Annotated in this window: 14 protein-coding genes; 6 read left to right on the top strand and 8 right to left on the bottom strand. The window is 70.4% G+C overall.

The features are described 5' to 3' along the window. Positions 1-104: 104 nt before the first annotated feature. The 3 genes from ACJ8AN_RS24560 to ACJ8AN_RS24550 form a co-directional block, all read right to left on the bottom strand. Positions 105-752 carry a M23 family metallopeptidase gene (locus ACJ8AN_RS24560; protein WP_407757882.1) on the bottom strand — a complete coding sequence of 216 codons (648 nt, stop codon included), beginning with the start codon at positions 750-752 and terminating at the stop codon, positions 105-107. Further along, positions 752-1,663 carry a TolB family protein gene (locus ACJ8AN_RS24555; RefSeq protein WP_407757881.1) on the bottom strand — a complete coding sequence of 304 codons (912 nt, stop codon included), beginning with the start codon at positions 1,661-1,663 and terminating at the stop codon, positions 752-754. Before ACJ8AN_RS24555 ends, ACJ8AN_RS24560 begins: the two co-directional genes overlap by 1 nt. A 189-nt stretch (positions 1,664-1,852) precedes the next feature. Next, complete coding sequence (locus ACJ8AN_RS24550) at positions 1,853-2,482, bottom strand: histidine phosphatase family protein (protein ID WP_407757880.1); 630 nt, start codon at positions 2,480-2,482, stop codon at positions 1,853-1,855. A 228-nt stretch (positions 2,483-2,710) separates the two neighbouring features. On the opposite strand from ACJ8AN_RS24550, the gene ACJ8AN_RS24545 reads away from it, so the two are divergent. From ACJ8AN_RS24545 to ACJ8AN_RS24530, 4 genes are all read left to right on the top strand, one after another. Then, positions 2,711-4,081 (top strand): TolC family protein, encoded by a 1,371-nt coding sequence (locus tag ACJ8AN_RS24545; protein WP_407757879.1) that lies wholly within the window; start codon positions 2,711-2,713, stop codon positions 4,079-4,081. Between the two features lie 31 nt (positions 4,082-4,112). Then, positions 4,113-5,282 carry an efflux RND transporter periplasmic adaptor subunit gene (locus ACJ8AN_RS24540; protein ID WP_407757878.1) on the top strand — a complete coding sequence of 390 codons (1,170 nt, stop codon included), beginning with the start codon at positions 4,113-4,115 and terminating at the stop codon, positions 5,280-5,282. A gap of 18 nt (positions 5,283-5,300) precedes the next feature. Next, complete coding sequence (locus ACJ8AN_RS24535) at positions 5,301-8,447, top strand: efflux RND transporter permease subunit (protein ID WP_407757877.1); 3,147 nt, start codon at positions 5,301-5,303, stop codon at positions 8,445-8,447. Between the two features lie 202 nt (positions 8,448-8,649). Then, positions 8,650-9,615 carry an Rpn family recombination-promoting nuclease/putative transposase gene (locus ACJ8AN_RS24530; protein ID WP_407757876.1) on the top strand — a complete coding sequence of 322 codons (966 nt, stop codon included), beginning with the start codon at positions 8,650-8,652 and terminating at the stop codon, positions 9,613-9,615. Positions 9,616-9,655: 40 nt separating this feature from the next. Here ACJ8AN_RS24530 and ACJ8AN_RS24525 read toward each other — a convergent pair whose 3' ends face one another. Both ACJ8AN_RS24525 and ACJ8AN_RS24520 read right to left on the bottom strand, forming a co-directional pair. Further along, complete coding sequence (locus ACJ8AN_RS24525; protein ID WP_407757875.1) at positions 9,656-9,961, bottom strand: hypothetical protein; 306 nt, start codon at positions 9,959-9,961, stop codon at positions 9,656-9,658. Between the two features lie 3 nt (positions 9,962-9,964). Continuing rightward, positions 9,965-10,333, bottom strand: coding sequence for a hypothetical protein (locus tag ACJ8AN_RS24520; protein WP_407757874.1), 369 nt, complete (start codon positions 10,331-10,333; stop codon positions 9,965-9,967). Positions 10,334-10,596: 263 nt separating this feature from the next. On the opposite strand from ACJ8AN_RS24520, the gene ACJ8AN_RS24515 reads away from it, so the two are divergent. Beyond that, a complete protein-coding gene (locus ACJ8AN_RS24515; RefSeq protein ID WP_407757873.1) occupies positions 10,597-11,865 on the top strand; it encodes an adenylate/guanylate cyclase domain-containing protein in 1,269 nt (422 codons plus the stop codon). Between the two features lie 12 nt (positions 11,866-11,877). Here the strand turns inward: ACJ8AN_RS24515 and ACJ8AN_RS24510 are convergent, their stop codons facing one another. From ACJ8AN_RS24510 to ACJ8AN_RS24500, 3 genes are read right to left on the bottom strand one after another with little or no spacing between them, the layout of a single operon-like run. After that, positions 11,878-13,086, bottom strand: a complete 1,209-nt coding sequence (locus tag ACJ8AN_RS24510; RefSeq protein ID WP_407757872.1) for a phosphatase domain-containing protein — start codon at positions 13,084-13,086, stop codon at positions 11,878-11,880. A 9-nt stretch (positions 13,087-13,095) separates the two neighbouring features. Beyond that, positions 13,096-13,584 (bottom strand): hypothetical protein, encoded by a 489-nt coding sequence (locus ACJ8AN_RS24505; protein WP_407757871.1) that lies wholly within the window; start codon positions 13,582-13,584, stop codon positions 13,096-13,098. Between the two features lie 18 nt (positions 13,585-13,602). Further along, on the bottom strand, positions 13,603-15,477 hold the full coding sequence (locus ACJ8AN_RS24500) for a RiPP maturation radical SAM C-methyltransferase (protein WP_407757870.1): 1,875 nt from the start codon (positions 15,475-15,477) through the stop codon (positions 13,603-13,605). A 145-nt stretch (positions 15,478-15,622) separates the two neighbouring features. Between ACJ8AN_RS24500 and ACJ8AN_RS24495 the strand changes: the two genes are divergently transcribed. Continuing rightward, positions 15,623-17,062 (top strand): hypothetical protein, encoded by a 1,440-nt coding sequence (locus ACJ8AN_RS24495; protein WP_407757869.1) that lies wholly within the window; start codon positions 15,623-15,625, stop codon positions 17,060-17,062. Positions 17,063-17,083: the final 21 nt, after the last annotated feature.

Below are 17,083 nucleotides of genomic sequence, written 5' to 3'. Positions count from 1 at the left end.
CAGCGGCGTTGTGCTCAGGCGCTCGGCCCGACGCAGACACGAAACCGCCGCTGATGCGGACTTCACATCAGCGGCAGTTAGACCACCTTGGGCAGTCCGGCCGGTTACTGACAGGCGATTCCCGGTAGGCCCCGGTACGCGCCCTGCGAGGTCCACCGCGTGTAGGGCGTGCCGCACGACCCCGCGTACGGGTCATCGATGCCGTAGCCCGGCACCCAGTACTCGAAGTGCAGGTGCGGACCCGTGGAGGCACCGGACGAGCCCGCCCGGGCAATCCAATACGCGCAGCTGAGCGAGGTGTTCACGGCGAACTGCTGGGTGTACTTCATCAGGTGCCAGTACTTGCTCTTCGTGCCATCCGGGTGCCGCATGATGATGTAGTTGGCCGTGTAGAGGCCGCAGGCGGCGTACGGGTTGGACTGATTCCAGTAATTGCACCTGTCGTAATAACCATCCGCCGAGGACTCGATGACACCCTGGGCGGCGTTCATGACCCATACGCCGTAGTCCATCTTGCTGAACCCGCCGACCAGGGCGTAGTCCGTGCCCGTGTGGCCGCTGTAGCGCACGCCCCCACAGGCGTAATCCCTCCCACCGTAATCCTTGTACGCGCTCACCGTGCAGCCGCCGTTGCCACACTGGTCGGAGAGCATGGACATGGGAAAGCGGAACATCGTCTGCGCCGAGGAGACCGTCGGAACGGCCAGCAGCGCGAAGAGCAACGTCAGGGCCAGCTTCTTCATCATCGTCATCACTGCTCACCTCCCAGATCCGGAGCCGCCTGGCCCGTCCGCACGTTGATCTTCCAGAACTCGCCGCCGCCCGCGTTGTAACGAAGCACGTCGTTGCTCACCCACTCCATGTGGTGGCTCGAGACGGGCGGGGGAACGAAGCCCACCGGCGCGCCACCGAACAGCATGTAGTTCTCCAGCCCGACGTTGGTGAGCTGCTTGGGCTCCTCGCCCTCCACCGACGTGACGTAGAACGAGGCCACGCTGGTCCGCGCGGACACGAACACCACCGTCTTGCCATCCGGGGAGATGGAGGGCGTCGCATCCACGCCGGGCCCATCCGCGAGCACCTTCACGCGACCGTTCAGGTCGATGAGGCCCACGGCCGTCTCGTGTCCCTCGGCGTTGCCCATCAGCGTGGCCACCAAGGCGTCACCCTTCGCCGTTGGGAAGAGATCTCCGCCCACCCGCTGGGCCAGCAGCCGCTCACGACCGCTCGGCTCGCGCAGGCGCAGGTTGCCCTCGCCATCCAGCAGGGCCACGTGCGGCCCCACCGCGCGCGCCTCGCGGTACTTGAACTCGCGCGCCACCACGCGCACCGCGCCCGTCGGCTCGTCGTACTGGACGATGGCCAGCAGCGGCACGTCATCCGTCGCCTGCGCCTGCTCGGGAATCTCGGCGACGACACCCGCCAGCATGGTGCGGCCCTGGCCGAAGAGGTGGATGAACCGGGCCTTGGGCCCGAACTCCCTCTCCACGGCGGGGACGATGCGCTCACGCGCCTTGGTGATACGGCGGGCATCCGAGGGGTTCATGCGCTCCGCGGCCGACGCGCTCGTCGTCGCCGCCAGCGTCAACGCCGCCATGGACAGAAATAGCGCCGGGACGGCGCTAGCGATGGTGAGGGCCGGGATGAACGGGTGTTTCCTCATGAAGACGACCTCCGGGGGCGGCGTTTCCGCGCTGCCAGGTGGGAATGGAGTGAATCCCCCGATAGACGTCCTGAAAACGGATCCATCCCACCCAAGCAGGAAAACATTCGACTCAGGAGGGATTGCCCCGGCTCCAACCCATCGGCGGACGCCCCCGGAGGGCTCAACCCCCTCTGCGCGGGCCGCCGCTCACGTGTCGTCGCGGCTGTCGTCCTTCAAGTGATTCACGTCCCCCCAGGTCACCAGCCGGAAGGAGCCCGCGTGGTAGTCGAACTGGCTCCAGCTCGCGTTGAGCACGGAGAAGGTGCGCGGCGCGCCGGGCGGAATCCCCAGGCAATGCCGGAACAGACTGCTGAGGACTCCGCCATGGGTGACCACCACGATGCGCCCTCCCGCGTGGCGGGTGCCGAGCTCGTGCAGACACTCGACCGCATGGCGCAGCCGCTGTGACGCGCTCTCTCCACCGGGGATGACGAAGTCCGGCCCGCCCGCCGCGTACTCCGCGAACACCTCGGGATGGCGTTGGCTCGCCTCCTCCCGCGTGAGCCCTTCCAGGAGGCCCAGGCCCCGCTCGCGCAGGCGCATGTCCTCGACGACGGGGTGGCCCGTGCGCGCGGCGATGCGGCGCGCCGTCTCCAGCGCCCGGCCCAGGTCACTGCAGTAGAGCGCATGGAAGGAAACGGACGCGAGGCGCTCGGCGAGCGCGTCCGCCTGACGTAGGCCCTTGGCGCTCAGCCGACTGTCCAGGTGCCCCTGCAGGCGACCCAGGGAGTTCCACTCCGTCTCTCCGTGGCGGATCAGGATGAGTTCGGTCGTCATGAGGGACAGCGCGGACTCTACCTGGAAGCCCCCTCTTGGACGGCGGCCTCCCGGAGCTCGCACCGTGAGTGACTTGAAGAATCTTCAATGAAAGGATTTTGAAGTCCGCCCCCCGGCTTCAATTTCCTTGAAGTGGCCAGGGAACCCAACCCCTCGGAATCACTCGAAGAATCCCCGGCACGTGGCTTGCGAAGGGAACCCTCCCGAACCCCACCGGGAGCCACTTCCTTGCGTCGCGTTCCATCGCTGCTCGTCTCCTGCATGCTGCTCGGGGCCACCGCCGCCTCCGCGCAAGCAGCACCTTCTCCGGCCGCCCCGGCCTCCACGCCCGAGGCCACTCCGGCGCCCGCCGCTTCGCCCACCCCCCTCTGCCTCGCGTCGCTGCCGGACGAGGACAGCGTGGCCGCGCTGCTATGGGAGCGCTCGCCCGAGTTCGCCAGCGCCCGGGCCCGCGTGGCCTCCGCGCGCTCGGACGTGGTGCGTGCCGGACTGCTGCCCAATCCCGAGCTGGAGCTCGGCGCCAACACCCTGCCGCTGGGCTCCACCAACCCGCCGGGCCTCAACCGCTGGACGGAGGTGCCCAACTACGGCGTGGGCCTCTCCGAGCAACTGGAGCTGGGCAAGCGCGGCCCTCGCAAGGACGCGGCCCGCGCGGCCCTGGCCTCCACCGCGCTCGAGGTGCAGGCGCTGCTGCGCGCGCGCACCTATGACTTGCTGGAGCGCACCGCGGAGGTGGCCACCGCCGAGGTGCGCGTGGCCGAGCTGGAGAAGCTGGCCGCGGACGCCGCGCGGCTGACGGAGCTGCAGCGCGCCCGTGCGCAGCACGGAGAGACCGCGGGCCTGGACGCGGACCGCGCCGCGCTCGAGGAGGCCCAGCTCCAGGGCCAGCTCGCCGAGGAGAACAACCACCTCACCGAGGCGCTCCTGACGTGCTCGCGGACGGTGGGCCTGGCCTGCACTCCCTTTGGTGGCCTCGAGGCGGCGTCCCAGTTCCTCACCACGCGACTGGCGCGCACGCTCGCGCCCGTGGACGTACAGCAGCGGCCGGACCTGCGCTCGCTGGAGGCGCAGCAGCTCAGCGCGAAGTCCGCCCTGACGCTCGCGCGGCGGCGCTGGATTCCGGACCCCACCCTGCGCGTGGGCTACCTGCGCGACCAGTTCGTCATCTCCGGCAACCAGCGTGACTCGCTGGGCATCAACCTCACCATTCCCCTGCCCTTCTTCGACCATGGCCAGGCGGACGCGCTCGCCGCGAGCGCCACGGCCGAGGCCGCCGAGCGGGCCCGCGCCCAGCTCACCGCTCAGGCCGGGCGTGACCTGACGGCGCTCACCACACAGCGCCAGTCGGTGGAGACGCGGCGCGAGCGCGTGCGCACCCAGACGCTCCCCCAGGCCGCCAACCTGGTGCAGCGGCTGGAGGCGGCGGTGAAGGCCGGCGGGGCCTCGATGCTCGACTTGCTCTTCGCCCGCCGCACCTACGGCCAGCTCGTGCTGGACGCGGCCGACCTGGACCTCGCCGCCTTCCGCCTCTCCGTCTCGATGGAGCGCGTGCGCGGCGCCGGCCCCAAGCCGCCTGGCGAGCTGGCCGAGCACTTCTGACCTTCTTCCCTTCTTCGGAGACCCCACCCCCATGACCGCTTCTTCCTCCCGTTCTCTCCGCCGTCCCCTCTGGCTCGCCGCCGCGGGCCTCGGCCTGGGCACCGCCGTCACGCTCGGCCTGGTGCTCGGCAACCCCAACCGCGCCGAGGCCGAGGGCGCCGCCGCCTCTGGCCCCGTCGTAAAGGGTGAGAGCGTGCACCTGCCTCCGGATGGGCCGCAGTGGCAGTACATCGAGCTCGCGGTGGCCGCCGAGGCCCCTGCGCTCGCGCCGCTGCCGGCCCCGGGCCGGGTGGACCTGGACGAGCACCGCACCTCCGCCGTGGGCTCGCCGATGGCCGGCCGCGTGGACCAGGTGCGCGTGCGCATCGGTGACCGGGTGAAGGCGGGAGACCGGCTCTTCTCGGTGCGCTCGGGCGCCTTCGCGGACCTGGACCGCGAGGTGAAGAGCGCCGAGACGGACGTGGCGGACAAGCAGCGCGTGGCGGACCGGGTGCGCGAGCTGGTGGGCCTGCAGGCCGCGCCGGAGAAGGACCTGCTGGCCGCGGAGGCCGAGCTGCGCCAGGCGAAGCTGGCCCTGCAAGCGGCGCAGTCCAAGAAGTCGAGCCTCTCGGTGTCGGCGGACGGCGACAACCTCTTCTGGGTGACGGCGGCGCGCGCGGGCACGGTGGTGGACCTGGAGCTCACGGGGGGCCAGGAGGTGACGCCGGACCGGGACAAGCCGCTGCTGCGCATCTCCGACCTGGGCGAGGTGCTCGTCATCGCGGACATGCAGGAGGGGGACGCGGCGGACCTGCGCGAGGGCCAGACGGCGCGGGTGCGCACGCAGTCGGGCGCGGTGGAGCGGCGCGGCAAGGTGGAGCGCATCTCCGAGGTGGTGGATCCGCAGCGGCGCACGGTGGAGGTGCGCATCCGCGTGGTGAACGAGGACCGGGCGCTGCGGCCCAACGCCTTCGTGGAGGTGACGCCCGAGGCGCCCTCGGGAGTGAAGCGGCTGCGCGTGCCGGCGACGGCGGTGGTGACGGACGGAGCGCGCTCGGTGATTTTCGTGGCGCGCGAGGCCGGCCGGCTCGAGCGCGTGGCGGTGACGACGGGCCGCCGCCGCGATGGCGAGGTGGAGGTGCACGGCGGACTCGAGCCGGGCAGCCGCTTCGTCGCCCGGGGCGCGCTGCTGCTGGAGAACACCATCGAGCTGGCCAACTAGGTCCGCGAGGAAACGTCCATGTTCGAGAAGCTCGTAGACTTCAGTCTCAGGAACCGCGCGGCGGTCATCTTCCTGACCCTCCTCGCGGCCATCTGGGGATGGATGTCGTTCAAGGACCTGACGGTGGAGGCCTTTCCGGACCCCACCGACACGCAGGTGAACGTCATCACCCTGTACCCGGGCCAGCCCTCGGAGGAAGTGGAGCGGCAGCTCGGGCTTCCGCTGGAGCGCGCCCTCAACGGCACGCCGGGGCTGGGGCGCCTGCGCAACCTGTCGCTCTTCGGCCTGTCCTTCGTGACGCTCACCTTCAATGACGGGGTGGACGCGCTCTTCGCGCGCCAGCAGGTGCTCGAGCGCCTGCGCGACGCGGAGCTGCCCGAGGGCGTGACGCCGGAGCTGGGACCCCTGGCGACACCGATCGGTGAAATCTACCGCTACACGCTCAAGGGCGCGAAGGGCGACCCGATGAAGCTGCGCACGCTGCAGGATTGGGTGGTGCGGCCGGGCCTGTTGCGCGTGGACGGTGTGGCGGACGTGGTGAGCTATGGCGGCCTGCTGAAGGAAATCCACGTGCAGCCGGACCCCACGCACCTGGCGGCCTTCGGCCTGACGCTGGAGGACCTGGAGAACGCGCTGAAGGACGGCTCGCTCAACGCGAGCGGCGGCACGCTGGAGCGCGGCAGCGAGCAGTTCGTCATCCGCAGCGAGGGCCTGTTCCACGGCCTGGACGACATCCGCGATGTGCGGGTGGCCACGCACGAGGGCACGCCCGTCTTCATCAAGGACGTGGCCGAGGTGACGGAGGGCTGGGCGCCGCGCCAGGGCGTGGTGAGCCGAGAGGGCGACAACGACGTGGTGGAGGGCATCGTGCTGATGCGCCGCGGGGAGAATCCCTCGGTGGTGCTGGCGCGGGTGCGAGACGCCATCGGCAACATCAACGCGCGGCTGGTGCCGGACGGGGCCGAGGTGTCGGCCTTCTACGACCGCACGGACCTGGTGAACACCACGCTCAAGACGGTGGGCCACAACCTGCTCGAGGGCGCCATCCTGGTGACGCTGGTGCTCTTCGTCTTCCTGTTGGATTTGAGGGCGGCGCTGGTGGTGGGCTCGCTGATTCCGCTGTCGCTGCTCACGTCGTTCATCTACCTGAAGCTGCGGGGCATGTCGGCCAACCTGCTGTCCATGGGCGCGGTGGACTTCGGCGTCATCGTGGACGGAGGCGTGGTCATCATCGAGAGCATCCTGGCGCGCATGTCCCACCATGGGCCCCCCGGGCACGAGCCGGAGACGCCCATGGAGCGCATCAAGAAGGCCACCCAGGCGGTGGTGAAGCCCACGGTGTTCTCGCTGCTCATCATCATCGCGGCCTACCTGCCCATCTTCATGCTGCAGCGGGTGGAGGGGCGCATCTTCAGCCCCATGGCGAACACGGTGGTGAGCGCGCTGATGGGAGCGCTCATCTTCTCGGTGACGCTCATTCCGGTGCTGGCCTCGTTCGTGTACCGCAAGCCGGTGCAGCACAAGGAGTCGCCGGTGCTGCGCGCCGCGTCCAAGGCCTATGGCCCCACGCTGCGCTTCGCCCTCGGGCGGCCCTGGCTCGTCATCGCGCTGGCCACGGTGGGCCTGCTCATCGCCGGGTGGATGCTGCCGCGCCTGGGCAGCGAGTTCCTCCCCCAGCTCAACGAGGGCGGCCTCTACATGACGTTCACCCTGCCCTCCAACGTGTCGCTGTCCGAGGGCCGCAAGCTGGTGCCACGCCTCACCCAGCTCATCCGCCAGGCGCCGCAGGTGGACAGCATCCTGAGCCAGCTCGGCCGCCCCGAGGACGGCACGGACGCCACGCTCACCAACAACCTCGAGTTCTTCGTGAAGCTCAAGCCGCCCGAGGCGTGGCCGAAGGAGACGCCGGACCTGCCCTCGGTCATCGCCGTGCTGCAGAGGAACATCGACGAGGTGCCGGGCATCGAGGTGAACTTCAGCCAGCCCATCAGCGACAACGTCAACGAGAGCATCAGTGGCCAGTTCGGCCAGGTGGCGGTGAAGCTCTACGGGGATGACCTGAAGGTGCTCCAGGACCAGGCGGAGAAGGTGAAGAACGTCATCGCCGAGGTGCCGGGCGTGGCGGACCTGGGCATCGTGAAGAGCGGCGAGGTGCCGGACATCAAGGTGACGCCGGACCGGGTGGCGCTGGCGCGCTACGGCATGTCGCTGGGCGACTTCCAGCACGTCTTCCAGACGGCGGTGGGTGGCCGTCCGGTGAGCGAGTTCTGGGAGGGTGAGCGGCGCTTCGACGTGGTGATGCGCCTGCCGCTCTCCAGCCGGGACGACGTGGAGAAGCTGGCCAAGCTGCGCGTGCCGGTGGAGGGCGGCGCCACGGTGCCGCTGGAGGCCCTGGCGCACGTGGAGACGGGCTTCGGCCGCGCCTCCATCAACCGCGAGAATGGCCGGCGCTACATTGGCATCCGCATGAACGTGCGCGGGCGAGACCTGGGCTCGTTCGTCAACGACGCGCGCACGGCGGTGCAGGCCAAGGCGCCCAGCCCGGCGGGCACCTCCATCGAGTGGGGCGGCGAGTTCGAGAACAAGGAGCGCGCGATGAACCGGCTGATGACGGTGCTGCCGGTGGCGCTCATCCTCACGCTCATCCTGCTGTTCAAGGCGTTCGATTCGTTCGGCCGCGCGGTCATCACGCTGCTCAACGTGCCCTTCGCGCTCATTGGCGGCGTGTTCGGCCTGTACCTCGCGGGCATGCCGGTGTCGGTGGCGGCGGCGGTGGGCTTCATCGCGCTCATCGGCCAGGCGTCGCTCAACGGCGTGCTGGTGATGTCGGCCATCGCCGAGCGGCGCGCGGCGGGCGAAGCCCTGGACGACGCCATCGAGCGCGGCGCCCAGGAGCGGCTGCGGCCGGTGCTGATGACGGCGGCCCTCGCGGCGCTGGGCCTGGTGCCGGCGTGCATGAGCCATGGCATCGGCTCGGAGACGCAGAAGCCGCTGGCGGTGGTCATCGTGGCGGGCACCCTCTCCGCGTGCGCGCTCACGCTGGTGCTGCTGCCCGTCATGTACCGCCTGTTCACCCAATACACCGAGCGGCTGGTGGAGAAGATGCCCGCGCGCTTCCTCAAGGTGGTTCCGGCCGCGGAGAAGCTGAAGAAGACGGGCTCCTGAAGTCGTCGTAGCGGTCAGCACCCCCTCTCCCGTTTCGGGGAGAGGGTCGAGGTCGAGTGGGTGCATGCCGTGCGCCCAGTTCCCTCGGGGAGAGGGCCGGGATGGGGTTTCACCCCTCACCCCACCCCGGTCCTCACTCGGTATCCGGCCCAGCGACCCTGTCGGGGGCGACAATAGGGACGGGGCGCGCTACATGAAGGGCATGCGCCCCCTGTTCGCGGACCCGAAAACCGACTTCGTCTTCAAGAGAATCTTCGGTACCGAGGAGCACAAGCCCCTGCTGGTGGCCCTGCTCAACGGGCTGCTGGAGCTGGACGAGGCGCACCGCGTGGTGGAGGTGGAGCTGCTCTCCGCCGAGCAGCGGCCGAAGGTACAGGAGCTCAAGTACTCCATCGTCGACGTGAAGTGCACCGACGCGCGAGGCACCCACTACGTGGTGGAGATGCAGGTGCTCAACGTGGAGGGCTTCGAGAAGCGCGTGGTGTACAACGTGGCCAAGGCGTACACCGGCCAGCTCGATGCCGGGCAGACGTACCCGGACCTGGATGACGTCATCGGCGTGACCATCTGCGACTTCGAGCTGTGGCCCCAGCGGGAGGCGCCTCGGGTGCCGATGCTCAGCCGCTGGCGGATGCAGGAGCAGCACGGGGGCGCGCGAGGGCTGGGGCAGCTCCAGTTCGTGTTCCTGGAGCTACCCAAGTACGACGCATCGCGTCCCCCGCGGACGGTGGTGGAGAAGTGGGCCTATTTCTTCCGGGAAGCGAGCAACCTGGAGATGGTGCCGGAGGTATTGGCCGAGCAGCCGTTCCGGGACGCGCTGGAGGCGGCTCGCGCCGCGGGTTTCACCGAGGAAGAGTGGGACGCCTACATCCGCGCGGGCATGGCGCTCCAGGACGAACGCGGGGCCTTGTCGCTGGCTCGCAAGCAGGGACTCCAGGAGGGGCGCCAGGAGGGACTCCAGGAGGGGCGCCAGGAGGGACTCCAGGAAGGGCGCCAGGAGGGACTGCGAGCCATGCGCACGGCGCTATACGAGTTGCTGCGGCAGCGCGGCCTGTCGCCAGGCGCCCAGCAGCAGGCCCGCGTGGAGGGCTGTGAGGACTTGAGCACGCTTCAGCGCTGGCTCGTCCAGGCCCTGACCGCCACGAGCGCCACCGACGCCCTGCGGTGAGGGCCGGGAATAGGGGCCCGCCGTGCCTTCGTGACGCGGCTCAGAGCGTCTCCGCCCCGAGCGCCCGCATCACCACGCGCTCCTGCTGGAAGCGGCGCTCCAGCTCCTCGCGGTAGCAGCCCCACCACGCCCGGTCGAGCCGCTCCACCATCACCTCGTAGAGCACCATCTCGTCGCGCACCGTCTCACCCTCGTCCTTCCACGCCCCCATGGCCGGAGACTGCAGGAAGGCGGTGACACCGCCGAAGCGCTCGGTGAGCTCGGCGCGGACCTTCTCGAAGTCCGCCCGGGGGAAGGGCCGCTGCTCGTTGTCGCGCAGCGGCAGCAGGAACTGGACGACGTGCATGCCTTAGAGGTGCGAGGGCGTGTTCGGATCGAAGCCGATCGGCCGCGTCTCCTCCGCCGCCTTCTCACTCTCGGTGCGCACGTCGTACTGGCCGTGGTCCTGGAACTTGGCGCTGTCCATGCGCGCCTCGCTCAGCGAGTCCGGCCCCATGTCCAACCGGTCGGAGGCTTCCAGCACCTCGCCCAGGCTGGCCTTGCGCAGCTGGTCCTTCTCCAGCGACAGGTGGATGTCATCGCCTTCAATCCGCTCCACCGAGCGGAAGGGGACGCGGTAGTCCCGGGCGTAGAACACGCCCTTCTCCACGACGAAGGCGTCCTCCGCCAGGCCAATCACCTTGCCCAGCCGGTGCCCGTCCCTGCTCTTCACATCCATGCCGACCCGAACATCCATCCGCTGCGCCATCGCTCGCTCCTCGCTGCGGTGAGGGAATGGAGGCGGCCGGGTCCCTCCCGGCCGCGCCCCGGGGGAAGATGGGAATCGAGGCATCCCCCTCGCAGCGGGCCCTCGCTCGCCCCCCTCCTTTTCAGCCAGGGGATGGAGTTCCAGCCCGGTTGTCCGCCAGACTGCACCCCATGGACGACACCGCCCAGCCCCCACGCCTCTGGATCCCTCAGAGAAGCACGGTCCCTGGCACCTTGAGCGGCGAGGACCTCGCGCGCTTCACCGAGCGGGAACATGAGGTGCTGTGCCGGCGCTGGCGGCTGTTCGCGCCCATCAGCTTCGTCCTCGTCGGCCTCACCGAGGTGGCGCCGCTCTTCTCGCCCAACTTCCCCTCGGCGATGCACGTCACGGGCTGGGTGCTGGCGCTGATGGCGGGCATGTACCTGCTCGCGAGGCGGAAGCCGGGCCGGCGGGTGATGGGATGGGCCACGGCCGTCACCGGCATCGCGGTGGCCGCCTATAGCGCCACGCCCGCGGCGGAGATGGGACGCTTCGAGTCGCAGCACGTGCTGGCCATGGCGGTGCTCATCGCCATGCTGCCCGGCATCTTCTCGCTCACGGTGGCCGAGGCGACGGCGACGCTCGGCGGCAGTCTGGCTGCGTGGGTGGTGGTGTGCAGCCTGTGGAAGACGCAGGGGCCGGTGGACTTCACCGGCTTGGACGTGACGCTCACCTACCTCGTGTTCCTGTGCGTCGTCACGCTCGTGGTGCACCACATCAACCGGCGGCTGCGCATCCGCGAGTTCGCCGGGCGGTGCGAGCTGGAGCGCGTGCACCGCTTCGCCGTGGAGGAGGTGCTCCACCGTCACCTGCCGCCGAGCTACGTGGACCGGGTACTGTCCGGGGAGCACCCGCTGGACGGGCCTCCGGAGCGGCGCGTGGTGACGGTGGTGTTCGCGGACATCGTCTCGTTCACCCCGCTGTCGGATGGCCTGCCGCCCGAGGAGCTCGCCCGCCTGGTGGGGCGCTTCTACGACGTGATGGCGGGAGTGGCGTTCGAGCACGGGGCGACGCTCGACAAGTTCATCGGGGACGCGGTGATGGCGCTGGTGGGCGCACCGGACACGATGACGCCCCAGGAGCAGGCGCGGCGCGCGGTGGCGATGGCGCGCGACTGGCACCGGGTGGCGCGCGAGCTCGTCTGGCCGGGCTCGCGGGGAGAGGGACTGCGGCTGCGCGTGGGCATCCACCAGGACCCGGTGGCGGTGGGCGCCTTCGGTGGGCGGCTGCGCAGCGAGTACACGGTGCTGGGGCGCGGGGTGAACATCGCCGCGCGGCTCGAGCAGCGCTGCCAGCAGGGAGACATCCTCGTGTCCGAGCCCGTCTTCCAGCACCTCTCGCCCCGGCCCATCGACGCGCGGGCGATGGGCGCGCTGGAGCTCAAGGGCATCCCCGAGCCGGTGCACTGCTATTGCCTGACCGCCATCGACGACGCGCAGGCCCTCGAGGCCCCCGCGGCGTGAACCCGGCCGGGCCTACCCGGCGAGCCCGCGGCCCACGAGTGTCTCCGCGCGCCGCACGTCTCGCTCCAGCTCGTCCCGCCGGGCCTGCCTCTGCGGCTCGGAGGTGAAGGGCACGCGGGCCAGTTCCTCCTGAGCGGCGAGCGCCACGCGGGCCATGCCGTCCCGGGAGATGACGCCCACCTCGAAGGCCTCCACCGCCGCGCCCACGTAGGTGTCGAAGAAGAAGATGCGCCGGCCGCGCCACGTCTGGCGCACGGACTCGGGCGTAGCGACCACGTCGTGGATGAACACGGCCCGCACCGAGTCCGGGTGCTCCTGGAGCATCCGCTCGCCGAAGACCACATCGCCCTGCCCGCTGTCGCCCGTGAAGACGAAGCCGTACTCGGGATAGAGCTGCACGTAGCGGCTGAAGTTCTCGTACTTCATGGCGGCGATGCGCGCGTTGCCGAGCAGGTGCGTGAACGAGCCCGAGAGCATCACCGCGTGTCCCACGCCGTGCTCGCGCAGGGTGGCCAGCGTGCGGTCCTCGATGAGGCCGAGCGGATCCCGCGGCCGCGCGCTGATGAAGGTGAGGTCTCCCTCGCGCCCGGGAATGAGGCCCGGCCCGCGGTCCAGCTCCCGGTAGAACTGGAGCACGCCCGGGTACACCGTCTTCGGCGGATAGCGCGCGTCCACCCAGTTGGCGAGGAAGGTGTCGTCGATGTCGCTCAGCACCTTGTTCTCACCGCTCGGCGCGGACCCGGCCTCCCGGCGGATGTGCGCGAGGATGTCCTGCCGCAGGCCCTCATCATCCACGTCACCGAAGAGGAGTTCCTGGAGGTCCTGGGAGTTGCCGCGCCCATCGAGCAGGTTCTTGAACACCGTCAGCTCGCGGCCGCGCACCCCGAGCAACAGGGCATGCACCATGCGCTCGGCCAGTCCGGCGGTGTCTCCCGTCTGGAGCGCGGACACGAGCGAGGCACGCAAGGGCAGGCCCAATTCGGGCGCCCGCTTCACGCACAGCAACGCCAGCAGCGCGGTGAGGTTGTCCGGGCCCACGACGCGGTCGTCCACGTCGGAGAGCAGGGCATCCAGGTCCACGTTGAGCAGCAGGTAGTTGAGCTCGGCGGCACTCGCGCCCTCGAGCAGGTCGAGGATGCGCCGCTCCTCGCTCCGGTCGGTGTGGCCGGTCATCAAGGAGCGAAGCGTCTGGAGCTTCCGGACAGCGGCGGTGAGGTCCACGCGGCCAGCCTACCGCGAGCCGCCCTCGCCTCCGCCATGGGGCCTGCCCCCACCACCGGGACCTCCCGGTCCAGCGGGTCCCTCCGGCGGAGCACCGGACCCTCCCGGCCCACCGGGACCGGCGAGGCTCGGCGCGGGGCCTCCGGGGCCCACGGTGCTCAGGCTCGGCGCGGGGCCTCCGGGGCCCACCATGCTCAGGCTCGGCGCGGGGCCTCCGGGGCCGACGATGCTCAGGCCTTGCGTGGAGACTCCCGGCCCCACGGTCCCCGGCGTCGAGATGGAGAGCGGCGCCGCCTGCTGCGGGCCGCCCATGAAGATGTTGATGACCAGCGATTGGGGTGCCGGTGCCGCGGGCGGCGGTGCCGCGCCGGCCGTGGGCACCGAGAGCGAGCTCAGCGGCACCTCGGTCAGGTCTCCCGCTTCACCCAGTCGCTCCAGCTTCACGGCCGCACCCGTCGCCGAGTCCACCGTCAGCAGGTACCTCGTCTGCTTCGACATCTCCCCTCCTCGTGGTTGTCAGTGGGCTCTCGCGAGCCGCTCCGTCCGCAGTCCTTCGGGAAGCATCGCCAGCGTCACCAGGAGCGAGCCCACGCTCGCGATGATGCCCCGCTCGAGCAGCCGTGTCAGTTCCCGCTCCAGCGTGCCGGGAGCCGCGGGCCCGGAGACGGCCTCGGCCGCCGTGCGCAATGCCTGCTCGCGCGAGGTGGGCGCGTCACACGCCAGCAGCAGCGCCACGGTGGCCTCGGCCAGGCGCTCGCTCGCGGGAGTGACGTTGAAGCGGCTGTCGACGAGCACGAAACCGCCCTGCCAGTGCGGCCTCACGGCGAGCTCGCCGTTCTCTCGCCGCTCGTGACGCTCCTGCCACTGGGAGATGAAGGACTGGAGCGCCGCGCCCCGCGCGAGCACCTCGTTGAAGCGCGGGTGCTCGTAGTCGAAGTAGTAGGCCAGCGCGTGGAGCGTCTCGTCCGGGAAGGACGGGAAGACGTGCCGGTAGGCGGGCATGGGGGAGATGCGGGTGAAGCCCTGCTCGAGCCAGCCCGCGTGGTTGGGGCTGAAGCGGTCCATGCGGATGGGCGAGCTCATGTCCGGCGGCCGCAGGTGCGCCATCTTCCGCAGCAGCTCGAGCGTGCGCGAGTAGTCGTCGATGTCTTCGCGGGGGAAGCCGTAGATGACGTTCCAGAGCGAGTCCACGCCCTGCTCCTGGCACCAGCGCAGCAGGGCCACGTTCTGCGCGCCCGACACGCCCTTGCGCATCACCTTGAGCGTCCCATCCGCGAGCGTCTCCACGCCGGCCTGCACGCGGGTGATGCCCGCCTCGCGCAGCAGGCGCACCTGGCGGCGTTTGAGATTGGATTTGATCTCGAAGAACTTCTCCGTGCGCGTGGGCTGGCCCGCCCAGTGGGGCAGCAGGTCCTTGAAGTAGTCCATCGCCAGGATGTTGTCGGCGTACTGCACGGGCGCGGCGCCGTGACGCCGGCCCACCTCCTCCAGCTCGTCCACCACGCGCCGCCAGCTCTTGCGGCGGAACGTCATCGCCTCGCCATTGAGGCCGCAGAAGGTGCAGTGCGAGTGCTCGCCCCACCAGCACCCGCGCGAGGCCTCCAGGGGCAGCCACATCCCCGCCATCAGCTCGGGCGCGCTCGTGCGCACCAGCTGGAAGAAGTCCTCGTAGTCCGGCGTGGGCAGCGCGTCGAGGTTCGCGTAGCCCGGCTCCTTGCGCCGGGGGGACTCGCGCACCCCGCCGCCCTCCCGGTAGAGCAGGCCCGGGGGCACCTCGTCGCGGCCCCGGCTCAGGTTCTCGCACAGCTGGGGGAAGGAGTCGTCCGCCTCGCCCGTGGCCACGTAGTCGAGGAACTCGAAGCGCTCCATGTACTGCCGGCCCATGCCCGCCTCGAAGTTGGCGCCACCGGCCACCAGCTTCACCCGGGGGTAGCGCTCGCGAATCATCCGCGCGAGGCACAGCGAGGGCATCGTCTGCTCGAAGGTGCTGGTGAAGCCCACCACGTCGTACTGGCCCCAGTCGCAGGACTCGAAGACGACGCGCAGGAACGCGGGCGCCAGCGCCTCCAGCGCCCAGATGTGCTCGCGGGAGGCGGGCGCCAGGCCCCACACCGGATGGTCCAGCACCTCGCGGGCATAGGCCTCGCGCGCGCCCTCGCGGCGCCCGTGGAAGGCCTGCGCGAAGGCCCACTCACCCGCCAGCACCGTCATGGGCGCCTCGTGGCAGAAGAAGCGGTAGGCCTCCGCGCCCAGCATCTTCCACAGCGTGACGTTGAAGTACCGGGTGTGGCACTCGAGGCCCCGTGCCTTCACCGCCGCCTGCAGCAGGCCCGCGGCGAGACTCGGGCGATGAACCGCCGCCAGCGGCATCACGACCAGCGCGACCTTCATGGGCCGTGAAGCATAGGGGAGCCCTTCCGAACCGGCCAGTGAGGAGCCGTACGTAGGGGCCTGAACAGCACGGCCCACGAGCGGCGCACCCGGCGGCGAGTGCGGGCACAATCTCCCGGGTGCCCACGTGGGCACGCCCCGTTCCATGGCCACGACGCCCCCATCACTCGAGTCTCTGCGCCGCCAGCTCGAAGGCCGGTGGGAGAGCATCGAACAGGCCCGGGAGTGCTATGCCGCGCTCACCCGGAGGCTCGCCTCCTTCCAGTGGAAGCGCGCGCTGCGCGGCCATCCGGAGCTGCTGGCCCAGACGCGGGAGCAGGAGGCGGAGCTCACCGAGGTGCTCGCGTACATGGAGCACCGCGCCCGCCTGGAGGGGTGGACCCCGGACCACCCGGGGCTCGGCGTCCTCCACGAGCTGCGGGCCTGGCGCACGAAGCTGGAGGCCCTGGCGCGCAAACGGCTCGCGGGCTCCCTGGCGCAGCAAGGGGATTCCTTCCAGGAGTTGCTGGAGCAGCTCGAGGCGCTGGCGCTCGCGCCCGAGGCACGGCCGCTCCAACCCGACGAGCCCGTGCTCCTCGAGGGCTGGATGCCGGCCTGGCCGGGTCCCGGACGCTTCTGGCTGACGCCGGAGCGGCTGGTCTGGCGGCCCTGGTTCTTCGGAGAGCCGGTGCAGCTCGAGCCGGAGTCCCTCTCCCCAGAGAACATCGCCGTGCTGCCCAGGGGATTCTTCCTGCTCGCGGAGGGAAGGCGGGGGTTCACCCTGCTGCCCTCCGTCGGCCAGGCCCTGAAGCTGAAGGCGCTGCTCGAGCTGTGCCGTCAGCTCGCGCAGCACCGGCGTGAGCAGCCCCAGGTGTTCGACCTCATCACCCCTCCCATGTACTGGCACCACCCGGACTACCCGGCCGACAGGCGCTGGGGCCTGGGAGTATTCGGGCCCCATGGCATGACCTTCCTTCCGGTGCGCGAGCCCACGCTCCGCGAGCGACTGAAGCGCTGGGTGGGCTTCGAGGTCCGCCGTCCCGAGCCGGAATTGCGGCGGCTGGAGGGACTGGTGGAGCGCCTGCGGCGGCTGCCCTCCGACACGTTCAACCAGGCCCTGGGGGAGCTCACCCGCGCCCAGGGAGGAAAGCACTACTGGCCGGCCACCGGGCTCGTCCGCCTCCCGGACGCCGGACAGGACTTCCGGTTGCGGGCACCAGCGCAGGTGCTGGTGGTCCCCGCCTCCGAGCAGAGCGGTGCCCTCCACACCTTCCTCGAGCGCTATCCGCCACAGGGCGAGGACGCGGTCTCCCGCAAGGCTCCGGCGAGCTGGTGGTGGCGGCACTCCAAGGAGAAGGTGGGCATCGTCCTGGGCGCGGCCCTCTCCTACCCCCTGGCCTTCATGCTGCCCTCCGCCGTGAGCTGGCTGGCCTACCTCGCGGGGCACGGCCTCTCGTTCTGGTCAAGCGCGCGCTTCGCGAAGGCCAAGGGTTATCCCTGGTGGCTCGGACTGGTGCTCGCCATGGGGTGCTCCCCGATCGGGACGCTCCTGCTGTTCTTCATCCCGGAGAGGAAGAAGAGCCTCGGGCCCTTCACGAGCAGGTAACCCGTCAGGTCCGGCCTCCTC

The sequence above is a fragment of the Archangium sp. genome (assembly GCF_045802675.1).
Lineage (GTDB): Bacteria > Myxococcota > Myxococcia > Myxococcales > Myxococcaceae > Archangium.
The sequence above is the reverse complement of the archived record's forward strand: the minus strand, read 5'-3'. Positions and strand labels throughout refer to the sequence as shown.